Annotated in this window: 23 protein-coding genes; 12 read left to right on the plus strand and 11 right to left on the minus strand. The window is 60.6% G+C overall.

Annotation, left to right across the window (positions count from 1 at the left end; genetic code table 11):
* Window positions 1-3 precede the first annotated feature (3 nt).
* The 4 genes from LGT41_RS12360 to LGT41_RS12375 all read right to left on the minus strand — a co-directional run bounded on the left by LGT41_RS12360 (window position 4) and on the right by LGT41_RS12375 (window position 3,067).
* A complete protein-coding gene (locus LGT41_RS12360; RefSeq protein ID WP_274127189.1) occupies window positions 4-1,089 on the minus strand; it encodes a M23 family metallopeptidase in 1,086 nt (361 codons plus the stop codon).
* Between the two features lie 49 nt (window positions 1,090-1,138).
* Window positions 1,139-1,762 carry a protein-L-isoaspartate(D-aspartate) O-methyltransferase gene (locus LGT41_RS12365; RefSeq protein WP_274129726.1) on the minus strand — a complete coding sequence of 208 codons (624 nt, stop codon included), beginning with the start codon at window positions 1,760-1,762 and terminating at the stop codon, window positions 1,139-1,141.
* Window positions 1,763-1,776: 14 nt separating this feature from the next.
* Entirely contained in the window at window positions 1,777-2,571 is a 795-nt protein-coding gene (surE, locus tag LGT41_RS12370; RefSeq protein ID WP_274127190.1) for a 5'/3'-nucleotidase SurE, read from the minus strand.
* Between the two features lie 97 nt (window positions 2,572-2,668).
* Window positions 2,669-3,067: a winged helix-turn-helix domain-containing protein gene (locus LGT41_RS12375; RefSeq protein ID WP_274127191.1), complete on the minus strand. Its 399-nt coding sequence runs from the start codon at window positions 3,065-3,067 to the stop codon at window positions 2,669-2,671.
* 62 nt (window positions 3,068-3,129) lie between these two features.
* On the opposite strand from LGT41_RS12375, the gene LGT41_RS12380 reads away from it, so the two are divergent.
* Window positions 3,130-3,912 carry an ABC transporter substrate-binding protein gene (locus LGT41_RS12380; RefSeq protein ID WP_274127192.1) on the plus strand — a complete coding sequence of 261 codons (783 nt, stop codon included), beginning with the start codon at window positions 3,130-3,132 and terminating at the stop codon, window positions 3,910-3,912.
* On the opposite strand, the gene serS is transcribed toward LGT41_RS12380, so the two are convergent.
* A complete protein-coding gene (gene serS, locus LGT41_RS12385; RefSeq protein ID WP_274127193.1) occupies window positions 3,909-5,216 on the minus strand; it encodes a serine--tRNA ligase in 1,308 nt (435 codons plus the stop codon). The two genes, LGT41_RS12380 and serS, sit on opposite strands and share 4 nt — an antisense overlap.
* A gap of 111 nt (window positions 5,217-5,327) precedes the next feature.
* Here serS and LGT41_RS12390 point away from each other — a divergent pair, with 111 nt between their 5' ends.
* The 9 genes from LGT41_RS12390 (at window position 5,328) to LGT41_RS12430 (ending at window position 13,226) form a co-directional block, all read left to right on the plus strand.
* The gene (locus LGT41_RS12390; RefSeq protein ID WP_274127194.1) at window positions 5,328-5,585 is read left to right on the plus strand and encodes a succinate dehydrogenase assembly factor 2; all 258 of its coding nucleotides are present in this window, start codon (window positions 5,328-5,330) and stop codon (window positions 5,583-5,585) included.
* 82 nt (window positions 5,586-5,667) lie between these two features.
* Window positions 5,668-6,171: a MarR family winged helix-turn-helix transcriptional regulator gene (locus LGT41_RS12395; RefSeq protein WP_274127195.1), complete on the plus strand. Its 504-nt coding sequence runs from the start codon at window positions 5,668-5,670 to the stop codon at window positions 6,169-6,171.
* A 145-nt stretch (window positions 6,172-6,316) separates the two neighbouring features.
* Window positions 6,317-7,540 (plus strand): 5-aminolevulinate synthase, encoded by a 1,224-nt coding sequence (gene hemA, locus LGT41_RS12400; RefSeq protein ID WP_274127196.1) that lies wholly within the window; start codon window positions 6,317-6,319, stop codon window positions 7,538-7,540.
* Between the two features lie 143 nt (window positions 7,541-7,683).
* Window positions 7,684-8,841 (plus strand): helix-turn-helix domain-containing protein, encoded by a 1,158-nt coding sequence (locus LGT41_RS12405; RefSeq protein ID WP_274127197.1) that lies wholly within the window; start codon window positions 7,684-7,686, stop codon window positions 8,839-8,841.
* 96 nt (window positions 8,842-8,937) lie between these two features.
* Window positions 8,938-10,059 (plus strand): flavodoxin-dependent (E)-4-hydroxy-3-methylbut-2-enyl-diphosphate synthase, encoded by a 1,122-nt coding sequence (gene ispG / locus LGT41_RS12410; RefSeq protein ID WP_274127198.1) that lies wholly within the window; start codon window positions 8,938-8,940, stop codon window positions 10,057-10,059.
* Entirely contained in the window at window positions 10,059-10,601 is a 543-nt protein-coding gene (locus LGT41_RS12415; protein ID WP_274127199.1) for a DUF1499 domain-containing protein, read from the plus strand. The genes ispG and LGT41_RS12415 overlap by 1 nt, the downstream gene beginning before the upstream one ends.
* A gap of 1 nt (window position 10,602) precedes the next feature.
* Window positions 10,603-11,658, plus strand: coding sequence for a peptide chain release factor 1 (prfA, locus tag LGT41_RS12420; protein ID WP_274127200.1), 1,056 nt, complete (start codon window positions 10,603-10,605; stop codon window positions 11,656-11,658).
* Window positions 11,659-12,522, plus strand: coding sequence for a peptide chain release factor N(5)-glutamine methyltransferase (gene prmC, locus LGT41_RS12425; RefSeq protein ID WP_274127202.1), 864 nt, complete (start codon window positions 11,659-11,661; stop codon window positions 12,520-12,522). It begins immediately after the preceding gene.
* 164 nt (window positions 12,523-12,686) lie between these two features.
* Window positions 12,687-13,226, plus strand: a complete 540-nt coding sequence (locus LGT41_RS12430; protein ID WP_274127204.1) for a DUF4167 domain-containing protein — start codon at window positions 12,687-12,689, stop codon at window positions 13,224-13,226.
* On the opposite strand, the gene rsmA is transcribed toward LGT41_RS12430, so the two are convergent.
* Genes rsmA through lptF form a run of 5 tightly spaced genes read right to left on the minus strand, consistent with a single transcriptional unit; the run spans window position 13,223 to window position 19,639 of the window.
* Entirely contained in the window at window positions 13,223-14,077 is an 855-nt protein-coding gene (rsmA, locus tag LGT41_RS12435) for a 16S rRNA (adenine(1518)-N(6)/adenine(1519)-N(6))-dimethyltransferase RsmA (protein WP_274127206.1), read from the minus strand. The two genes, LGT41_RS12430 and rsmA, sit on opposite strands and share 4 nt — an antisense overlap.
* Window positions 14,074-15,291, minus strand: coding sequence for a peptidylprolyl isomerase (locus LGT41_RS12440; RefSeq protein WP_274127207.1), 1,218 nt, complete (start codon window positions 15,289-15,291; stop codon window positions 14,074-14,076). Before LGT41_RS12440 ends, rsmA begins: the two co-directional genes overlap by 4 nt.
* A gap of 24 nt (window positions 15,292-15,315) precedes the next feature.
* A complete protein-coding gene (locus LGT41_RS12445; protein ID WP_274127209.1) occupies window positions 15,316-17,427 on the minus strand; it encodes an LPS-assembly protein LptD in 2,112 nt (703 codons plus the stop codon).
* Entirely contained in the window at window positions 17,427-18,527 is a 1,101-nt protein-coding gene (lptG, locus tag LGT41_RS12450; RefSeq protein ID WP_274127210.1) for an LPS export ABC transporter permease LptG, read from the minus strand. The genes LGT41_RS12445 and lptG overlap by 1 nt, the downstream gene beginning before the upstream one ends.
* Window positions 18,524-19,639, minus strand: coding sequence for an LPS export ABC transporter permease LptF (gene lptF, locus LGT41_RS12455; protein ID WP_274127211.1), 1,116 nt, complete (start codon window positions 19,637-19,639; stop codon window positions 18,524-18,526). The genes lptG and lptF overlap by 4 nt, the downstream gene beginning before the upstream one ends.
* Window positions 19,640-19,761: 122 nt before the next feature.
* Between lptF and LGT41_RS12460 the strand changes: the two genes are divergently transcribed.
* Window positions 19,762-21,228: a leucyl aminopeptidase gene (locus LGT41_RS12460; RefSeq protein WP_274127213.1), complete on the plus strand. Its 1,467-nt coding sequence runs from the start codon at window positions 19,762-19,764 to the stop codon at window positions 21,226-21,228.
* On the plus strand, window positions 21,228-21,698 hold the full coding sequence (locus tag LGT41_RS12465) for a DNA polymerase III subunit chi (protein ID WP_274127215.1): 471 nt from the start codon (window positions 21,228-21,230) through the stop codon (window positions 21,696-21,698). Before LGT41_RS12460 ends, LGT41_RS12465 begins: the two co-directional genes overlap by 1 nt.
* Here the strand turns inward: LGT41_RS12465 and LGT41_RS12470 are convergent.
* The gene (locus LGT41_RS12470; protein WP_274127217.1) at window positions 21,695-22,522 is read right to left on the minus strand and encodes a universal stress protein; all 828 of its coding nucleotides are present in this window, start codon (window positions 22,520-22,522) and stop codon (window positions 21,695-21,697) included. The two genes, LGT41_RS12465 and LGT41_RS12470, sit on opposite strands and share 4 nt — an antisense overlap.
* Window positions 22,523-22,553: the final 31 nt, after the last annotated feature.

Here is a 22,553-nt window from a genome sequence, read left to right on the forward strand (position 1 = left end):
CGCCTAGCGCATGAAGGGCGCCGGGTCTACAGCCGTATTCCCGCGCCGCACTTCAAAATGCAAGGTCGGGTTGTCGGCAGGGGCGACCACGGCGATCACCTGTCCGGCACTGACCGACTGACCCTGTGAAACCTTGACATCGGCAACGCGCGCATAAACCGTGATGAAATTGTCATCATGGCGCACAAGCACGATTGTGCCCAAACCGCCGGTGGAATTCGAGATAAGCGCAATGGTGCCCGCAGCGGCGGCGCGCACTTCGGCACCCGCGCGCGCGCTATAATTGATGCCCTCGTTGCTGGCCGAATAGCCGCGCGCCACCGTGCCATCAACCGGCTGAGCAAAGCGCGCAGTGCTTGCGGCGGGCGGCGGTGTTGTCGCGGCAGGCGGGGTGGCGGTGGCTGTAGTTGTCGTGCTGGCAGGCGGCTGCGGGGGTGCCACAGCCGTGGTTGCGGGCGGTGTCGCGGCAGGCGGTGTTGCCGGGGGGGTTGCGGCAATGCTGGTATCGGGCACCGGAATGATCAGCTGTTGGCCGGGGCGCACGGCCAGATCGGGGCCCAGCCCGTTCCAGCTGGCCAGCGCAGTCACCGAAACATTGTATTGCCGCGCAATCGAATAGGCGGTGTCGCCCGATTCCACCCTGTGGCGAATCGGGTCTGTCGGGCTGCCTACGCTGCCAGACGAGCCACCGGCATTTTCAATCGCGCTTACCGCAATATCCTCTGACCAACCCGAAGGTCCGGCGGCAACCGCGCCGCCCACATTGACGGGCAGGGCCAGAACCTCGCCGGTATTGGGCGCATAGGTCAAAGGCAGGCCGTTATGGCGGGCAAGGGACTCGGGCGAAATGCCCACGCGATTGGCGAGCGTGGTAATCGTATCGCCCGCCCGCGCCACAACCACCTGATAGGTTTCATAGGTGATCACGCCGCGCGCATCGGGCGTTTGCCGGTCAATCGAGGGCACGGCGATAGGGTCGCGGCGGAACACATCGCTGGCCGCGCCAAGATCAAACCCGCCCGCACAGCCACCAAGGGCCAGAACCGAGACGCCTGCCATACAGAGTTTGGAAAATTTCATGCTGGTCATCTTTTCTTGCCTCTTCTTGCCTCAATGATCCGCCGGTTATCCGGTCTGCTTACTCGACATCCGCCGCGACGCCTTCCATCAGCGGCACGAAACGCACTTCGCCAAGCTCGCTATATTCAAGCCCGCTTTCGGTTTTTACCACTTTTATGAGCGTTTGCACAGTGTCGGACTGGCCAACAGGCAGCACCATAATCCCGCCTACGCGGAGTTGTGCCAACAGGGGGGCGGGCGGGTCTTCGGCGGCGGCGGTCAGCAAAATCCGGTCGAACGGGGCCTGTTCGGGCAACCCGCGCGAGCCGTCATCGGCGATGACCACCACATTCACAAGGCCGAATTCCTGCAACACGCGCGTGGCGGCGCGGGCCAGCGGGCGGTGGCGTTCGACCGTGTAGACACGCCGCGCCAGTTTGGACAGAATCGCCGCCTGATAGCCCGAGCCCGTGCCGATTTCCAGCACCTTGCAGCGCGGGGTGATTTCCAGCATCTGCGTCATCAAGGCCACAACCGAAGGCTGGCTGATGGTTTGCCCGCAGGCAATGGGCAGCGGCACATCCTCATGCGCGCGCGCCTTGAAAACACCCGACAGGAACGCATCGCGCGGCAGCGATTCCATCGCCGCCAGCACATTCTTGTCGGTAATCCCGTGCTGGCGCAGGGTCAGCAGAAACTGCATGGTGTTTTCGTCGATCAAATTGCCCCCTTCAGCGCAGCGCCCAGATCGGCCAGCACATCGCGCGCGGTCAAATTTGCCCGCAAGGGGGTGACGGTGCAATAGCCATCGCGCGATTCCCATGCGTCAGAGCCCTGCGCGGCAAGCGCATTGTCGGCATTATGTGTAACCCAGAGAAATTCGCGGTCATTGGGCGAGATTTCGGGCTTCACCCCGAAGCCGCCGCCCTTGCGCGCGCCCTGTTCGGTGGCCTTCAGCCCCTTCACCTGATCGGCGGGCAGGGGCGGGAAGTTGACGTTGTAAAACACTCCATAAGGCCCGTCCTGCCATGTGGCCGCTTCCAGCAAGCGGCGGATGATGGCCGGGCCGTGGGCACGGGCGGCGGCAAACGGGTCGGGCAGGTTTACATTCTCCATGCCATAATATTGCGACATTGCGATAGAGCGCACACCGTGCAAGGCACCTTCGATCGCGGCACCGATCGTGCCGGAATACACTGTATCTTCTGCTACATTGTAACCGCGATTCACGCCCGAAAGCAGCAAATCGGGCGCCTTGCCGCGCAGAACATGGTGCAGACCGGCCAGCACACAATCGGCTGGTGCGCCTTCAACGGCAAAGCGGCGGGGGCCGCGTTCTTCAATCCGCATCGGGTGGATATATGAGATGCAATGACCAACGCCGGATTGTTCGGTTGCCGGGGCAACAACCCAAATCTCGCCCTCCGGCCCGGCCAGGTTGCGCGCAATATCTTCGGCAGCGGCAAGACCGGGGGCAGTGATACCGTCGTCGTTCGTGATCAGAATGCGCATAAATCCCCCGCTTGGTTTGCGCTTCTTTTAGGAAAGGCAAGCGGGGGCGTAAAGCCTAAGCGGCGTTTCGGGGTATTATTGCCACAAAGCGTTGCAATCATGCGTCTCTTTGTCTGGATTCAAGCCAGTCGAGCAGGGGTTGCGCCGCCGCATTCACCGCCTCTTCATGCGCCTGGAACCGCGCGACAAGCTCGCCCCCCAGCGGTGTAAGCCTGCTGCCCCCCGCAGCAGCCCCCCCGCGCGAGGTTTCAAGCAAGGGTTCGGCAAAGCAGCGTTGCAGCGTTTCCAGCAGGAACCACGCGCGCCGGTAGCCAAGCCCCATTTCGCGCGCCGCCGCCGAAATAGACCCGGTTTCGGCCACCTTTTGCAGCAGCGCAATCTTGCCAGCCCCGATCATATCTTCGCGCACAAACACCCGAAACCGCGCGGCGGGATGGGCAAATCTATCGTCATCGGGCGGCAGGGTCGTCTTTTGGCGCCCACGCTTCGTTTTCATCTTACGTCCTCGTTCGGCGCGGGTTAGAACCGTTATGCACAGTAACGCATATCGGGAATATCATGCGCAGCCTCATCCTTGCACTATCGTTGATTGCAGCGCCGCTGCAAGCTGGAACCATACTTATCCAATCCACCACCTCAACGCAAAATTCGGGTCTTTACAGCTATTTGCTGCCGATATTCACCGCAGAAACCGGGATCGAGGTGAATGTTGTGGCGGTTGGCACGGGCCAGGCCATTCGCAATGCGCAAAATGGCGATGCCGATGTGCTGTTGGTGCATGACCAGGCCGCCGAAGAGGCATTTGTGGCCGAGGGCTACGGGCTGGAACGCTATAACCTGATGTATAACGACTTTGTGCTGATCGGCCCCGAAGCCGACCCGGCGCAGGTGCAACTGGCCCCCAACCTTTCTGCCGCCCTGCAGGCAATCGCCAGCGCAGAAGCGCCCTTTATCAGCCGTGGCGATGACAGCGGCACCCACCGCGCCGAGCTTGGCTATTGGGCGACGGCGGGAATTGCCCCGGCAGGCGCCTGGTATCGCGAGGCGGGCGCGGGTATGGGCGCCACAATCCGCGTGGCGATTGAAAGCCAGGCCTATACGCTAAGCGACCGTGCCACATGGGTAAGCTATGGCGAAAAGCGCGATGCGGCGATTGTGTTTTCGGGCGATCCGGCCCTGTTCAACCAATACGGTATTATCGCGCTCAACCCCGAACGCTTTGCGCATGTGAACAGCGCCGATGCCGAAACCTTTATCGAATGGATGCTGGGGGCAGGGCAGGCGCATATTGCCGCCTATCAGGTTGACGGGCAGCAACTGTTCTTTCCCAATGCCGATTAGGCAAGTTCGCCCGCTGCCGTGATCTGGGTTTTATCGCCCATATAGCGGCGCAGCACCTCGGGGATGGTGACCGAGCCATCCTCGTTCTGGTAATTTTCCAGAACCGCAATCAGGCAGCGCCCCACAGCAAGGCCCGAGCCGTTGAGCGTATGCACGAATTCGGGCTTTTCACCATCGGCGCGGCGAAAGCGCGCATTCATGCGGCGGGCCTGAAACGCATCGCAAACCGAGCAGGACGAGATTTCACGATAGCTGTTCTGCCCCGGCAGCCAGACCTCGATGTCATGCGTGCGCGCCGCGCCAAAGCCCATATCGCCCGTGCAAAGCACCAGCGTGCGGTAGGGCAGGTCGAGCTTTTGCAAAATCCCCTCGGCGCAGGCGGTCATGCGGTCCAACTCGGCGCGGCTATCTTCGGGCCTGGTGAGCGAGACCATTTCGACCTTTTCAAACTGGTGCTGGCGCAACATGCCGGCGGTATCCTTGCCCGCACTTCCGGCTTCCGAGCGGAAGCATAGCGAATGCGCGGTCATGCGAATGGGCAGGTCCGCGCCATCAAGCGCGCCCGATGCACCAAGCGTGGCGGTTGGAATGCTGGTAAGCGTCACCTCAGATGTCGGGATCAGCCACCAGCCATTGGTGGTTTCATAGCTGTCTTCGGCAAATTTAGGCAATTGCCCGGTGCCATACATGGTTTCGCGGCGCACCAGCACCGGCGCGTTCACCTCGGTCAGCCCGTTTTCGTTGATATGCGTATCAAGCATGAATTGCGCCAGCGCGCGGTGCAGGCGGGCAATTGCGCCTTTCAGCACCACAAAGCGCGCACCGGAAATGGTGCCGGCCGTGGCGAAATCCATATGGTTTTCAGCCGCGTCCAGCAGGTAATGTTCGCGCGGCGCAAAAGCAAAATTGCGCGGGGTGCCCCAGCGATGCGCTTCAACGTTTTCGGTTTCATCGGCGCCGCTTGGCACATCGTCATGCGGCAGGTTTGGCAGCACCTCCAGCAAGGCGGTGAGCCTGTCGCTGGCCTCAGAAGCAGCGGCCTCCATTGCGGCGATTTCGTCTTTCTTGGCGGCAACAAGCGCGCGCAGCCGCTCGAACTCGGCATCATCGCCGCGTGCCTTGGCGGCGCCCACGTCTTTGCTGGCCGCGTTGCGTGCAGCCTGTGCGGCTTCGGCGGCGCCAATGGCCGTGCGCCGGGCATCATCGGCGGCCAGAATTTCGGATGACACCGGGGCCACACCACGGCGCGCAAGGGCGGCGTCAAAAGCGGCGGGGTTGTCTCGGATCATGCGAATATCGTGCATTTTCGGCTCCTTCAGGGGTTTGGCTGCTTTTTGCACCCTTTTGTGCAGCCGTCAAATTGCATTGTATGCACGGCGAAAATTTGTAACAGCAGGCAGGAAAGCGAGGGCCATATGAGTGCTGAACCCCATGATATCCGCCTGAAACGCCTGCGCATTCGTAGCTGGCGGCGCGGCATGAAAGAGATGGATTTGCTGCTTGGCCCCTTTTCAGACGGGCCGATTGCGGCGCTTAGCGATACCGAGCTGGACGCCTATGAGGCGCTGCTTGAAGAAAATGACCAAGACCTTTATCGGTGGTTCAGCGGCGCAAGCCCCATGCCAGACGACCATGCGGCAATTATTGCGCGCATCCAGAAATCACGAAATTAGGCGAAGTTTGCGCCAAATTTAACGTCTTATTGCGATTCTTTCGCCAGTCTTGCCCGAAATCGCGAGATTCGGAGGATGCACCATGACTGCGCACACCATGACCAGCCCAAAACCCGCTGATGAAAAGGGGTTTCAAGGCAGCTATCTGGAAACCCTGGCCATTGTCGAACGGCTGCACCGGCTTTTGCTCGATGTGGTGAAGGACGAGTTCGAGCGGGTCGGGATTATCGACATCAACTCGGTTCAGGCGCTGCTGTTGTTCAATATCGGCGAGCATGAGGTGACAGCGGGCGAATTGAAGTCGCGCGGCTATTACCAGGGCTCGAACGTGTCGTATAACCTTAAAAAGCTGGTCGAAGCGGGCTATATGCACCACCAGAAATGCGCGGTCGACCGGCGCGCCGTGCGGGTGCGCCTAACGGCCAAGGGCCGCGACGTGCGCCAGATGGTGGCAGAGCTTTTTGCCCGCCATGCAAACACATTGCGCGAAAAGAATATCGTTTCGCCCAGCCAGCTTGAAGACCATAACAACGTGATGCGGCGGATCGAACGGTTCTGGACAGAGCAGATTCGGTTTATCTATTAGCCCCGCAACTCGCCCCGCAGCCCCGTGCATTTAGCAGAATTTATGCCGCTTGCCGGCCAATCCGCCCGGATGCGGCAATTTGTTGTGTCGAAACCCGCAACGGATAGTCTATAAAGGGGGCAATTACCGGCCTGGGACGTGCCTGATGAATTACGATAGCCAACTTGATACCGCCCTGAACGCATTGCATGACGAGGGGCGTTACCGGATATTTCTGGACATTCGCCGCCAGCGCGGCCGCTTTCCCTATGCCGATTGGGTGCAGCCCGATGGCAGCACGCGCGAAATCACCGTCTGGTGCGGGAATGATTATCTGGGCATGGGCCAGAACCCGATTGTGCTGGATGCAATGGCCGATGCGATGAACGTGGCCGGCGCCGGCTCGGGCGGCACGCGCAACATTTCCGGCACAACCATCTACCACCGCAAGCTGGAAGCGGAACTGGCCGATTTGCACGACAAAGAGGCGGCATTGGTTTTTACCTCGGCCTATATCGCCAATGAATCGGTGCTGTCGGTGCTGCCGAAACTGTTTCCGGGGCTGGTGATTTTTTCCGATGCGCTGAACCATGCCTCGATGATCGAGGGGGTGAAACACAGCCGCGCGCCCAAGCATATTTTCCGCCATAACGATGTTGCGCATCTGCGCGCATTGCTTGAAGCGGCGGATCCGAAAGCACCCAAGCTCATCGCCTTTGAATCGGTGTATTCGATGGATGGCGACTTTGGCCCGATTGCCGAAATCTGCGACCTTGCAGAGGAATTTGGCGCGCTGACCTATCTGGACGAGGTTCACGCCGTGGGCATGTATGGCGCGCGCGGCGGCGGGCTGGCACAGGAATGGGGCCTGTCACAGCGCATCGACATTCTGAACGGCACCCTGGGCAAGGCCTTTGGCGTGATGGGTGGCTATGTGGCGGCCAGCGCAAAAATGGTAGATGCCATAAGGTCTTATGCACCGGGCTTCATCTTTACAACATCGCTGACACCGGCCCTTGCGGCAGGTGGCGCCGCCTCGGTCGCCTATCTGAAGGCGCATCCGGAATTGCGCGTGGCACACCAGGCCGCCGCCAGCGTGCTTAAAACCCGCTTTCGCGCCGCTGGCCTGCCGGTAATGGACAATCCCAGCCATATCGTGCCGGTTCTGGTGGGCAACCCGGTGCATTGCAAGAAACTGTCGGACCGCTTGTTATGGGATCACGGGATCTATGCGCAGCCCATCAACTTCCCCACCGTGCCGCGCGGCACCGAACGGCTGCGCTTCACCCCATCGCCCGTGCATGATTCGGCGCTGATCGACGGATTGGTCGGCGCACTTGACGGATTGTGGCAGGCTTGTGCGCTGAATCGTATGGATATGGCGGGTTAAACCGGCGTTATTCCGCCAAATATGGCCAAATTCGGGCCCGACTCGCATAAATTCCTTTCACAAACGCGTATGGCTCGCGTAATTGCTATAGATGTGACTTGGCCACAACGCAGAGACGAGCGGCCATAAAACGGGCGGACTTGATGGCAGAAAACCAAAACGTGCAAGATTTGCAGGGCTTTGACTCGTTTGAGGACAAGCTGGGCGACTTGCTACGCGGTGAACGTGCCACATTGTCGAAATCCCTGCTTGATGTGCAGCGCGACCTGCGGATCAAGGCAGTTTACATCGCCGCCATTGAAAACTGCGACCTGGATGTCTTTGAAAACCGTGCATTCATAGCCGGTTACGTGCGTTCTTACGCGCGCTACCTTCAGCTTGATACCGAGGAAATTTTCAGCCGTTTCTGCAAAGAGGCGGGCTTTCAGGGCGCAAACCCGGAACTGGGCCGCCGCCGCGACGGCAAAAGCAGCATCGGCGCCACTTCGGCGCTGTGGGCGGGCAATGATGGCGGTCGCATTCGCGCCATTCAGGGGCGTGTGCCAAATCACGGCATTCTTGCGCCCGCACTGGCAGCACTTGGCCCGCTTCTGGTGCTGATCGCGGTGATTGCAGGGCTTGGCTATGGCGGCTGGATGATGGTGCAGGATATTCAGCGCGTTGACATCGCCCCGATTGATGACACGCCCGAAGTGCTTGACCAGATTGACAGCAGCAATTTCGCCACCAGTCTGGAAAATATCGCACTGGACCGCGCCAACGAACATGTGGCCGATATTACGCGGCTTTATACCGGGGCCAACAGCAACGCGCCCTTCGTTGTGCCGCGCGATGGCCCGATTGCCTTTATCGACCCGGATAGATACGGCACGGTTGTGAATGTGCCGCAAACCACCAATACCGTGGCCAGCGCCGAAGCCGTGCAGCCGCCCGAACCGGTGATCAATACCGCACCCACCGCAAAGGTGACTGGCGTTTTTGCCCAGGCCCCGGCCTGGATTCGCGTAACCGCAGCCGATGGCACCGTGCTGCGCGAAACCATTCTGGATGCCGGCGAAAGCTATGTTCTGCCCGAAGGGCTGGAGGGCGCAACCTTGCGCGCGGGCAATGCAACGGCGGTGTTTCTTATGGTCGATGGTTTGGCCTATGGCCCGGTTGGCACTGCGGGCGCGGTCGCCAAGAACGTATCGCTTGCCGCCAGCGAAATCCCGTCGAGCTTTCCCGAATATGGCAACCCAACGGCGGAAATGCAGCGCGCTTTGGTCGCGCTTGCTTCGGCTGAAACCGGCGCCGCGAATTAGCCACCCAAAATTGCAATCGGGTATTGAGCCCGTGACACTGCCCCGTCTTGGCAGTATTCAGTGTGCAAAATCAGCCAGCCCCGCAGGTATTTCACAATGACCCATAATCCCATCCGCCCCTGGCGCAATATCGACCGGCGCAAAAGCCGCCAGATCATGGTGGGCAATGTGCCGGTGGGGGGCGATGCGCCGATCAGCGTGCAAACCATGACCAACACGCTGACAAGCGATGCCAAGGCGACAATCGCCCAAGTGCTGGCCTGTGCCGAAGCCGGGGCGGATATTGTGCGCGTGTCCTGCCCGGACGAGGCTTCGACCGCCGCCTTGGCCGAGATCGTGCGCGAAAGCCCGGTGCCGATTGTCGCCGACATTCACTTCCACTATCGCCGCGCGATTGAATCGGCCAGGGCGGGGGCGGCCTGTTTGCGCATCAACCCCGGCAACATCGGCTCGGCTGAACGTGTGCGCGAGGTGATCAAGGCCGCCAAGGACCACAACTGTTCTATCCGCATTGGCGTGAATGCCGGCAGTCTGGAGCGGCATCTGCTTGAGAAATACGCCGAACCTTGCCCCGAAGCGATGATCGAGAGCGGGCTCGACCATATCCGCATTTTGCAGGATAACGACTTTCACAACTTCAAGATCAGCGTGAAGGCCAGCGATGTGTTCCTTGCCGCCGCCGCCTATCAGGGGCTGGCAGAGGCCACCGACGCGCCGATCCATCTGGGCATAACCGAGGCGGGCGGGCTGGTTTCCGGCACGATCAAAAGTGCCATCGGCCTTGGCAACCTGCTCTGGGCAGGCATTGGCGACACCATCCGCGTAAGCCTGTCGGCAGACCCTGTGGAAGAGGTGAAGGCGGGTTTTGAAATTCTGAAATCACTCGGGTTGCGGCACCGCGGGGTGAACATCATTTCCTGCCCAAGCTGCGCGCGACAGGGGTTTGACGTTATTTCAACGGTGGCCGAGCTTGAAAAGCGGCTTGCCCATATTCACACGCCCATGTCACTTTCCATCATCGGCTGCGTGGTCAACGGCCCGGGCGAGGCTTTGATGACCGATATCGGCTTTACGGGTGGCGGTGCCGGCCACGGCATGGTGTATTTGGCCGGAAAACAGACACATAAAATGGACAATGCGCAAATGATCGCGCATATTGTTGAACTTGTTGAAGAAAAAGCAGCTGCAATTGCCGCGGCAGAATCGGCGGAGAGCTAATGTTACGCATCCTTATCGTTCTTTTCGTCGTTTTTTTACTGGCGATGGCGTTTACGATGTATCGGTTTATTTCGGCCACGCATGACCCGCAGGTCTGGCATGTCGACCCGCAGCTTGTAGAACGCCCGGTCACACCCAACACCTATCTGGTGGCGCCGCAGGTGCTGCATATCACCACGGTTGACCGTGAAGCACCGCAATACCAGGTTTCGGCCGATGTGCTGGCCAAGGCGTTTGATGATTATGTCATCCGCCAGAACAAGGTTACGGTCGTAGCCGGCAGCCCGGAAGAACTGATGATCACCTATGTGCAGCGCTCGTGGTTCTGGCAAATCCCCGACTATATTTCGGTGAAATTCGTGCCGCTGGAAGGGGGCGCCTCAACCATTATCATCTGGTCACGCTCGCGCTTTGGCTATGGCGATATGGGCGTGAACGCGGCGCGGGTCGAAAGCTGGCTTGCCAGCCTGCAATCGCTCGAGCGGCCCGCCGAGCCGATCGTGCTGCCCGGCACGGCTGAAGACGAAACGGCCAGCCAGTAACATGATCCCCGAAGAACGGCTTGAACAGATCGTCGGGCGCTTTGCCTTTCTCGAAGCGAAAATGGCGACCGTCACCACGCCAGCCGAATTGGCCAGCATGGGGCGGGAATATGCCGAGCTGCGCCCGGTTGTGGAAACCATCCAGGCGCTGCGCGCATTGAACGCGCGCAAACACCAGGCCAAGGCGCTGCTGGCCGACCCGGAAATGAAGGCGCTGGCCCAGGACGAGCTTGCCGAGATTGAAGGCGAATTGCCCGAGATCGAGCGCGCTGTCATGCTGTCGCTTTTGCCCAAAGATGCCGCCGATAGCCGCCCCGCCATTCTGGAAATTCGCGCCGGCACTGGCGGTGACGAGGCGGCCCTGTTCGCCGCCGACCTGTTTCGCATGTATCAACGCTATGCCGAAGGGCGCGGCTGGAAGGTTGAGGTTCTGGAAGAATCGCTGACCGAGCTTGGCGGCGTGAAGGAAATCATCGCCGTTTTACGCGGCGACAACGTGTTTGCGCGCATGAAGTTTGAAAGTGGTGTGCATCGTGTGCAGCGTGTGCCAACCACCGAAAGCGGCGGGCGCATCCATACATCGGCCGCCACCGTGGCCGTGTTGCCCGAGGCCGAAGAGGTGGATATCGAAATTCCCACAACCGATATTCGCATTGATACGATGCGCGCATCGGGCGCGGGTGGCCAGCATGTGAATACCACTGATTCCGCTGTGCGGATCACGCATTTGCCAACCGGGATCGTGGTGACATCGTCGGAAAAATCGCAGCACCAGAACCGCGCCCGCGCCATGCAGGTGCTGCGCACACGCTTGTATGATTTGCAGCGCCAGCAGGCCGATGATGAACGTTCCGCCGCGCGCAAGGGGCAGGTGGGCAGTGGCGATAGGTCCGAGCGCATCCGCACCTATAATTTCCCGCAGGGCCGTGTGACCGACCATCGTATCAACCTTACGCTTTACCGGCTCGATTCGGTGATTGCCGGCGATATTGACGAACTTGTCGAAGGTTTGCGCGCCGCCGATCAGGCCGCAAAACTGGCCGAACTGGCGCTGTAAATGCCAACCGGGGCCGAGGCATTGCGCGATGCTGCCGCGCGTCTTGACAGCGCCGGGATAGACGCACCCATGCGCGATGCGCGCCTGCTGCTGGCCCATGCTTTGGGGGTAGAGAGCAGTGCGCTGCTTCACCTTACGCATGACGCGCTTGCACCCGATACCGCTGCGACGTTCAACACCCTTGTGCAGGCGCGCGCACGCCACCAGCCGCTGGCGCAAATTCGGGGCTGGCGCGCGTTTTGGGGCCGCAAGATGCATGTCACCCCCGATGTGCTGGACCCGCGCCCCGATAGCGAAACGCTGATCGAGCGGGCGCTGGATGGCCCATATGAAACGGTGCTGGACCTTGGCACAGGTTCGGGCACGCTTGTCGTCACGCTTCTGGCCGAACGCTGCCATGCGCAGGCCGTGGCGGTCGATATCAGCCCGGCGGCGCTGGCGGTGGCGCGCCTGAATGCCCAAAGGCATGGCGTAGCCAAGCGGCTCGATCTGCGCATTTCCGACTGGTTTGATGCGGTTGACGGGCGGTTTGACCTGATCATCTGCAACCCGCCCTATATCGACGCCGCCGAATGGGAAACCCTGGCGCGTGATGTGCGCGAATTTGAGCCGAAAATTGCGCTCACCCCCGGCGCGGACGGGCTGGCGCCCTATCGGCACATCGCGGGGCGACTTTCGCACTATCTTGCCCCAAACGGGCGCGCGATATTTGAAATTGGCCACCAGCAGGGCGCCGCGGCCTTGGCGCTGTTTCAAAGCGCCGGTTTTGCCAATCTGTCCTGCATTCCGGACATCAATGGTAAAGATCGTGTCATATTGGTGCAGAATAGCCCGAATTCAGCGCAAAAACCCGCTGAAAGGTGAAAAATGTCTTGTTTTCAGCGCATGGAACGCTATAGCGTTAGGCGTCAGTCCAGAACGGGGCACGGCCCGGTTCGACAGACAATGGTCAACTAAAAATCGGGCGCATTTGAAACCGCTCACGGGCCATTTGTCCAAATCCCGCCAAAAAGGCAGTGAATTTTTACATGAGATCATCAAACAAGTCGCGCTCGCGCAACAAGAACAACAACCGTCGCAATAGCCTGGGCAATGTGATCAACCGGGTGTTTGACTCGGCTGGTCCCGAAGGCAAGGTGCGCGGCACGCCGCAGCAGGTTATCGAGAAATACCAGACACTTGCGCGCGATGCCCAGCTATCGGGCGACCGTGTTGCCGCTGAAAACTTTGCGCAACATGCCGAGCATTATCTGCGGATGCTTGGAGAAGCGCAGCGCGAAATGGCCGAACGCGCCGCCGAGGCGAATGAACGCCAACAGCAGAACCAGCAAAACAACAACCAACCCTCTGATCAGGATGACAACCGCCGCCAGGCCGAGAACCGCGAAAACGCGCCGAAGGCTGACAATGGCGACAGTTCGCAGCCGGATATTGCCGAAAGCTCGTCGCTTGTGGAAACGCCCGAAGGCGTGCAAGCCGCCGCGCCCCGCGCGCCGCGCAAACCCCGGGCACGCCGCCCGGCCAAGCCCGCCGCCGAAGGCCAGCCCGCGGCCACACCCGACGCTTAAGCCGCGCGCAGCGCCTGAACGTGGCGCGCAAGCGTGCAGAATTGCGCCAATGTCAGCTGCTCGGCCCGCTCTTGCGGGTTGAGCCCGATGGCCACGAGTTCCTGCTCCATATTCGGCACCATGCCTTTCAGCGAGGCGCGCAGCATCTTGCGCCGCTGGTTGAAGGCGCGGGCAATCACCTCTTGCAAAATGGCGGCATCGGCAGGGAAGCGGGGCGCGGGCAGGGCGGTGAGGTGAACAACCGCCGAGGTGACCTTGGGCGGCGGCGTAAAGGCTTGCGGCGGAATTTCAAAGACGATCTTCGCATCGCAGCGCCATTGCGCCAGCAGCGACAGCCGCCCATAGGCGCGACTGCCCGGCGGCGCGGTAATGCGCTCGGCCACCTCTTTTTGGAACATCAGCGTCAGCGATTGCCAGAAAGGCGGCCAGCTTGGCGGTGTGAGCCAGTTCACCAGCAATTCAGTGCCCACATTATAAGGCAGATTGGCGACAATACGCACAGGTGGGTCAAGATGCGCGGCAGGGTCAAGCTTGAGCGCGTCACCGTGCAGCACCTGCAACCTGCCGGGATAGGCGGCTGATATGTCGTCAAGGATCGGCAGGCAGCGCGCGTCACGCTCTACCGCCACCACCTTGCGCGCGCCTTCCATCAGCAATGCGCGGGTAAGCCCGCCGGGGCCGGGGCCGATTTCAAGCACATCACAGGCCGCAAGATCGCCCGCGCGGCGGGCAATCTTGCCTGTCAGGTTCAGATCGAACAAAAAGTTCTGGCCTAGCGCCTTGTTGGCCGAAAGCCCATGCGCGGCAATGACCTCGCGCAGGGGCGGCAGCCCGTCAGGGGCGTTGCTCATAGCTCTTCGATCAGCGCCGTGCGTCGCAATTCCAGCAAAAGCCCGTCGGACATGGCGCTGAGCGCGCGGCCCCGCAACTGGTTGCGCATGATTTCGCGCGCGGTCTCATCCATCGAGGATTGCCGCTCGCACAGCACCAGAATGCGCAGGGCTTCGGGCTGCGGCAGTGCGACGCTTTCGCGCGGATCAAGGCGCGACAAGGCAAGCCCGGTATCGGCGGGCAGGGCATCCAGATCAACCAGCCCGCTCAGCGATACGCTGCCATTCGCCGCTGCGGCACGCTGCTCCAACTGGCGACAGCCCGAAAGCGTGCGGCGAAAACGGTCGGCTTCGCGCATTTGCGCGCGCATCGTGCCACCGGGGTTGGGAAGCAGAATTTCGGCATAGCTTACGCTGACATTGATCGGCACGGTAATTTGTTGTGTAACGGTGCGCGCATCCAGAACCTTGATCAGGATCACGCCCGAAGGCACGAATATTGGCTGCGATACACCGCCAACCCGCACACCGCGCACGGCCGCGCCAATCTGTTCGGGCAATCGGTTCGGGTCGACCCAGCCGATCACGCCACCACGCGCGGCCGTGCCGGATTGCGAATACTGGGCAACGGCGGCCGCCCAGTCGCCGCCGGCATCAAGCTCGGCCTGCAAGCGGCGCGCAAGGGCCACGGTTTCATCTTGCCCACGCCCAAGATAGGGCAGCACAAGTTCGCCAAGCTGGATGCTGCGCGAGCTTGACAATGCGATGCTTGAAACTTGGGCGTTAAGCTCGTCTTCCGTGGGGTTGGCCCGGTCGCCAAACCGCAGGTTCAGAACGGTGCGCCAGATCAGGCTTGCGGCCAGAAAATCCTCAAAGGCTTCCTGGCTGACCCCGGCGCTGCGCAACTGCGCCAGCAGGCGCGGCCCGGTCAGATTGCGCTGTGCGGCATAGGTCTCGATAGCGCGCGCGATATTTTCGCTCGTCGCCTCAAGCCCCATCTGGCGGCCAAGCTCTACGCGCAGCCGGTCGTCGATCAGGTCGGAAACCGCAGTCTGGCGCAGGTTGTCAGACGGGGCGCCAAGCGCACGCATCAGGCGCACACGCTGGTCGATATCGTAATTCGAGATGATGGATTGATTGACCCGCCAGGCAGCGGAATAGGGGTTTTGCGCAAGCGCAGGCACGCCAGCGGCAAGGAATGCCGCTACACCCACCAAAACGCGCAGAAAATTCATAATCATCGCCCGACCTCGTTATACTTAATAGCTGCGCATGCATCGTTGTGCCGGCTGCTCAGTTTGCAATGTTGCCCCCAAACCTGCAAGCTTGATGGCGATATTATAGGTCGTTCCCGCCGGAAAATTCGCAGAATCGGTGAATCTGCGGGCGACAGAGACCTCTACTTCGATACATTCGTTACCATAAGTCAGCCCCAATGCGCCATAGACGGGTTCCTGTGCAATCAGGTCATGGCGCCATTCCGCCCCGATTTTCCAGTTTTGCGACATGCGCCAATCGGCTGCCAGTTGAATTTCGGACCGCGCATCGGGCGCATCGGCGCTGACATTCGGGGCCAGATAGACATAGCTCGATTCAATATTGAACCGGTCATAATCAAGGCTGAGTTCAACCTCGGCACGCTTGACGTTGAACCCGCCGCCAATAAGAAAACGGTTGATCACCCGCACATGCGGCGGCAATTCAAAGCGCACGGCCGCCAACACATCGGAGACCGCACCGCCAAGGCCGGATTCCGTGGTGAACTGGCCATTATCCTTGAAGCGATAGACGCGCCCGGCGTCAAATCCGAAGATCCAGCCATCCGGATCAAACCGGCGATAGCTTGCACCCAGATTGGCGCGAAACCCGGCTTCGTAAACATTGGCGCCGGGAAAACGGTTGACGGCAAAGAGGTTGGTTTCGTCAAATTCAAGCTGTGTGCTGTCTTCATTCGGCACATCATCGTTAAATCCAAAGGGCACGGTGTAAATGAACTGCGCAACGGGTTCGAGCATGTGCAAGACCTCGCCGCGTGTCATGGATAGCGGCCAGCGCAGCTCGGCCCCGATAATGGGGGTAAAGACCTTGAGAACATTATCGGAATAGGCGCCGTCATCCCAAACACGGTAAAGGTCGAGATGGGTTTCGGCGAATGTGGTCAGGCGCATTCCAAACGGTGCCGACCAGTCACGCCGCCAATCACCCGACGCAGATGCGCGCAGCATATCGCGCCCGCCACTGCGCCAAAGCCCAACCGTTTCAAGCGTGAAGGCGGTCGAGCCGCCGGTCAGCGGCTCTACGAATGTGCGTCGCCAAGTGACTTCGGGCAGAACGATCGGAATTTCCGAGGCCAGCTCGCCTTCACGCAAGCTTTGAAAATAGACAAGGCTGGCATTGAGAAACCCGCTGTCACCATAGCGGCGCAGCCCGATTTCGCTGACCAACCGGTCGGATTCATCATAGTCGAACCGCCGCAAGAACCCGTTGGTCGAGCTGAAGTTGAAATCGGCAAAGGCTTCATACCTGTCGCCAAATCCAAAGCTGACACTGGCTTTCAGAAATCCGCCGGTGCCGCCAACAGGGTCGGTCAGCGCAAAGGCGCCCAGAATATCGATGCTGCCATTGATCAGGCGCTTGCGATATTCGGCCTCGATGACAAAGGCGCCGTTGGTGGTGACAAAGGGTGTGAATGTTGCGTCGGAATGATCGCCCAGCACCAGATAATACGGCATTTTTATACCGTTGCCAAAGCTGTTGGAAACGGCAAGCTCGGGGAACAGAAACCCGCTGGAGCGTGTAATGCTCGGGTCGGGGATGGACATGCGCGGCATTTGCAGAATGGGCAGGCCAAAGACCACAAAAGTCGCGTTTTCAAAATAGAACCGCCCCACCTCCTGGTCATGAATAACGCGAGAGGCGCGGATCTGCCAAATGGGGGTTGGGCGCTTGCCGCAAACCTGACAGCTTGAGCCGACCACCTGGTAAAAGGCCGTGAACCGCCCGCCCGTGCGCCGGATTTCGGGCGCGGCAAGCTGGAACTGGTCGGCCAGCAGCACGCGCGCGCCGCTGATCAGCCCGGTTTGCAAATCGCTTGAAAGCTCGGCCAGATCGGCGAGCGTGACCGTGCCATCGGCGGTTGTCAGGCGCAGCGGCCCTTCGGCGCGCAACTGGCCTGTGGCTGAATTGTAGCTGATGCTGACAGCCTCCAGCGTGACCCCTTCATAGCTGACGACAACATTGCCGCTTGCCCGCAGATCGGCGCTGTCGGCATCATAGGTTATGCTGTCGGCGATCAGCCCGGCATAGGCCTGCGCCGCAAGCATGTTGGTGGAGAACAGCAGAAAAACAAGGCTGGCGAGCAGTCTGAACATCAACCATCCTCCAGGTGTAAAATCAGCGCGAGCGCAAGTAGAACCGCCGCCAATGGTGGCCCCCAGGCGGCGGCGATGACCGGAATTTCCTGCGCCGAGCCCATACTTTCCGACAGGCTTTTGAGCGCATAGACGATAAACCCCGACATGACCGCCGACAGCACCATAACCCCGGTTTGCCCGAAGCGCGAGTGGCGCATCGAAAAGCCGATGCCGATCAGCATCATCGCGGTCAAATACAGCGGGCGGGCAAGTTCGGACTGGTAGAAAACCCTGTGCCGCTGCGCTGAAAAGCCAGACCGTTCCAGCCTGTCGATAAAGCCGGGCAAATCCCAGAATGACACCTCGCGCGGGGCCGAAAACGAATCCAGAATTTCATTGCTGGTCAATTCGGTGGGCAGGCGAAGCTGGATTTGCTCGGTGATATCGCTTGCGCCTTCGTCCAGCTCTTCCAGAAAGCGCCAGCGCTTCGTGTCAGAGAGCAGCCAGAACCCGTTGGACAATTCGGCACGGCCCGCTTCGATTCTGCTGAGAATGCGGCCACGGCGGTCAAACTGGAAAAACCGCACCTGATAGAGCCTTGTGCCATCATTACTGGCGCGGGCGGCCTGGATGACATATTGCGATTCCCCCACACCCTGGCGCAGCCAGATGCTTTGTTCGCCCAGTGAAAACAGCGTGGTTGTGCCAAATCTGTATTGCTCTGTCAGCGTGGCGGCGCGGCGCTGGGTGGCCGCAACAATCGGGTTGAACACGGCCGTGATGATGGCCCCCAGCACAAGCGTGGTCACAATCGCCGGTGTGATAAGTCGCAGCGCCGACTGCCCGGCCGCCCGCCCGATCACCAGTTCGGACGACCGCGCAAAGCCCAGAAAGGTTGCCAGCGCCGCCAGCAAAATGACCAGCGGCAAGATCTGGATGACAATGGCCGGCGCGCGCAGCAACGCCAGTTGCAGCGCACGGGCGAACGAGCCGTCAAGCTCGGGTATGACGCGCAGCACTTCAACGGTATCAATCAGCAAAATCAGGAAAAGCAGCGCAATCTGCACGCGCAGAATATTCCATAAATAGCGCCGCACAATGTAAAGCGCCAGGGTCATGCCGCCCCCCGTTTCAACCGTTTGGAGCGGGCTGCGACATATAAAAGCGCAAAAGACACCAGAACACCCGCCAAAGCCGGCAGGGCCGCAATGGCAAAAAGCGATGGATTCGCCTCGATATTCGGGCGCATGGCGCTAACGCCGGATTGCAGCACAACGCCAAGCCCGACCGCCAGAACAACGCGCCCGGCAAAACCGCCGCGCCGGAACCCGCCCGCCAGAATCGCCCCAAGCGCGATTAGCGGCAGCACCAGCGCGCTCAGCGGCTGGGCAAGCCTGTCCATCGCTTCGGCAATCATGATCGCGGGTTTGTAGGTATCGCTGTCGCGTATTTCGGCGCTTGGATAGAGCAACTCGCCAACAAACATTTCATAGGGGCGGCGGTTGCGGGGCAGGGCTTCTGGCATCAGCTTGTCTATGTCCAGCGAAAGCCGGTCAAAAAACACCGAAGACAGCGCGCGCCCCTGTGGCTCATACCGCTGGATCAGCCCGGAAATCAGCACAACGCGCGCGCCTTCGCTATCTGACACGAACAAGGCCCGTTCGGCGGAATAGGTGACCGGCACATCGGGGTTGCGGGTATCGTTCAGGAACACCCCCGCCATTTCACCATCGCGCGAGGCGTCGCGCACATATAGCGTGAGCCGGTCGCCCAAATGCAAAAACTGCCCTTCGCGCAGAATGGTCGAGGTGATTTGCGTTTCGATATCGCGCAAACGCTGGTTCATTTGCGTGGCAGATTTCGGCGCCAGATAGAGCGTGACGCTGAACATCATGGCCATCACGATCAGCCCGAACATGGCCACGGGCCGTGCAAGGCGCCACGGGGAATGGCCCGCGCTCATCATCACGATCAGCTCGGATTCGCCATAAAGCTTGTTCAGCGCGTAAAGCGTGGCGGCAAAACCGGCGACAGGCAGCACCACCTGCACAACGCGCGGTATAAGCAGCGAGGTAATCTCAAGAAACACGCCGGCCGACTGCCCGTTTTCAATAACACGATCAATTAGCGGCATGGCCTGGGCCAGCCACAGAATGCCGACCAGAGCCAAAGCAAAAAAACCCAGCGGGCCGAGCAACTGCATCAGGAAATATCGGTCGAGTCGGTTCACCCGCGGCCCTCGGAAAAAGACTTTGGACTGTGTTACTAGGGTTTGCCTGTGCCCTCAACTGGTCAAGCGCGCAAATTCGCGCTAGGTCTGGCGTAATCACATTTTTCTGCCGAGGGCAAAGCATGACAACCCCACTCAACACCCAGTTCCAGCAGCTTGATCCGGCTGCGTTCTCCGCGCTCGAAGGGCAAATCGCCCTGACCGTGCCCGCCGATGGCAGCCTTGGCGTTCCGGCGCGCAAGATCAACAGCCTTGCGCGCGGCGCCTTGGCGCGGCTTGTGGCCTCGGAGGATTGGGCCAAGGCAAAGGCTGGTGATACGCGCATCATTGCCTTTCCCGACAGGATGGGCGTGCAGTCGATCATCCTTGCCAAGCTTGATGCGCGGGCCACGCAAAGCGATGCGCGCCGCGCCGGGGCCAATATTGCCAAGGCGCACACGCGCGGTGTGCTGCATCTTGTCGGCACCCATGCCAAAACACCCGAAATTCTGCTGGGGCTGGTTCTGCGCGGCTATGCCTTCACCGCCTACAAGCCCAAACATGAAGACAACCGCACCGGAATTTCGGTGCTGTGCAAGGATGTGGCGGCACTGCAGGCAACATGGGCAACATATGCGGCGCGCGCCGAGGGCGTGTATTTCACCCGCGATCTGGTCAGCGAGCCTGCCAATGTGCTGGGCACAGTCGAATTTGCCGCCCGGCTGGAGGCCTTGCGCGATCTGGGCGTTGAGGTTGAGGTGCTGGACGAGCCGGAACTCGCCCGGCTAGGTATGCGCGCGCTTCTGGGCGTTGGCCAGGGTTCGGCCAGCCCGTCGAAAGTGGTGGTCATGCGCTGGACAGGGGCGGGCGATGCGCGGCCCTTTGCGCTGGTCGGCAAGGGCGTGGTGTTTGATACGGGCGGCATCTCGCTCAAACCCGGCGCGGGAATGGAGGAAATGACCTGCGATATGGGCGGGGCTGGCGTGGTATCGGGCGTAATGCGCAGCCTTGCGCGGCGCAAGGCCCGCGCCAATGTGGTGGGTGTTGTCGGGCTGGTTGAAAACATGCCCGATGGTTTGGCGCAGCGCCCCGGCGACATTGTGAAATCCATGAAAGGCGACACGATCGAGGTGATCAATACCGATGCCGAAGGCCGCCTCGTGCTGGCCGATGTGCTTTGGTATACGCAAGACCGTTTTGCGCCCGTCGGGATGATCGACCTTGCCACGCTGACCGGCGCGGTTGTCGTGGCCCTTGGCACCGAGAATGCGGGCGTGTTTTCCAATAATGACGCGCTGGCCGACAAGTTTCTGGCCGCCGCAAAGGCCGAAGGCGAGGGCGCGTGGCGAATGCCGCTTTCCGCCGCCTATGACAAGATTGTCGACAGTCACATCGCCGATATGCGCAATTCCTGCGGGCGGCCTGCGGGTTCTATCACCGCCGCGCAGTTTCTGGGGCGGTTCGTGAAGGATGAAACACCGTGGATCCATCTGGATATTGCGGGCGTCACCCTGCCGGGGGCCGAAACCACCTTTGCGCCCAAAGGGGCAACCGGCTGGGGCGTTCTGGCGCTGGACCGGTTCATTCGGGATAATTTTGAGGCGGCATAATGCCCGAATTCCTGTTTTATCAACTGACCGACTCGCCGCTCGAAGCCTTGCTGCCGGCATTGCTGGAAAAGGCAATCGGGCAGGGGTGGCGGGTTGCCGTGCAGGGGCCGGATGCGGCGCGGCTCGACTTTCTCGATGCGCATTTATGGACCTATAAAAAAGAGTCCTTCCTGCCCCATGCACAGGCGGGCGGCGCGCATGATGCCGCCCAGCCCGTGCTGCTTGGCCCGGTGGGTGCGGCGGCCAACAAGGCCGAAATGCTGGTGCTGATAGATGGCGGCGCACCCGATCTGACCGGGCTTGAGGCCCATGAACGTGTGTGCATCGTGTTTGATGGCAATGACGCCGATATGCTGAATGGCGCGCGCGCGCAGTGGCGCACCGTATCGGCGGCTGGTTTCGCTGCGGTATACTGGGCGCGCGAAGGCGGGCGCTGGCAGCAAAAAGCCACCAGCGCGGCCAAAACCTAATGCGACATCAAGATCGGGATATTGGCCTTGGCGATCACCCGGTTTGTGACCCCGCCAAACAGGTCTTCGGCAAATTTGGAATGCTCGTAAGCCCCCATGATGACCAGACCCGCGCCAATATCGGCGGCCGTGGACAGGATGGTATCGCCAATTCGCCCGCGCGTCTTTGGCAGCGAAATATGCTTGGGGCGTTTGCCGTGCCGCTCCAGATGGGTTGTGAACCTGTTCATGGCCTGGGCGTCTTCCTCGCGCGCACCAACGCTTAGCACGCTCACGGTGTTGGCGTCCTTGATCAGCGGCAGCGCATCGGCCACGGCGCGGGCGGCGGCATTGCCGCCATCCCATGCAATCAGCACATGGCCATTCAGCGCCTGCGCTGTGGGTTCAACCGGCGCCAGCAGCACCGGGCGGCCCGCCTCGCGCGCCACAACATCGGGGTGGCCCTCCATATGCGGAAATTCCGAACCGGTGTCGGTCGGGCCCATTACGGTCAGATCATAGCTGCGCGAGGCTTCGATCAGCCGCAGATCGGGCTCGCCGCGCAAATCAAGAAAATGAAGCCGATCGGCCGGCATATCTCCCGCCTGGGCAAAGAACGCCGCGCGCACCTCGTCACGGCGCGCCGTATCAGATTCGGTAAGCTCGGTCAGCACCGTGGTATGGGGCACTTGTGCTGCATAGTTGTAAAAACTGGCGGGCAACCCGTGGGCCAGCAGCCCCGTAACATGCGCATTCGTTGGTTTGGCGAGCTTTTTCGCCACGGCCAGTGCGGCATTGGATGCCTCGGTGGCGGTATAGGCAACAAGGATATTCTGGTAAGACATGATAGACCCCCTTCTATGAGTGTTACCTGAT

Origin of the sequence: Abyssibius alkaniclasticus (genome assembly GCF_020447305.1) — a bacterium.
GTDB classification, from domain to species: domain Bacteria; phylum Pseudomonadota; class Alphaproteobacteria; order Rhodobacterales; family Rhodobacteraceae; genus Abyssibius; species Abyssibius alkaniclasticus.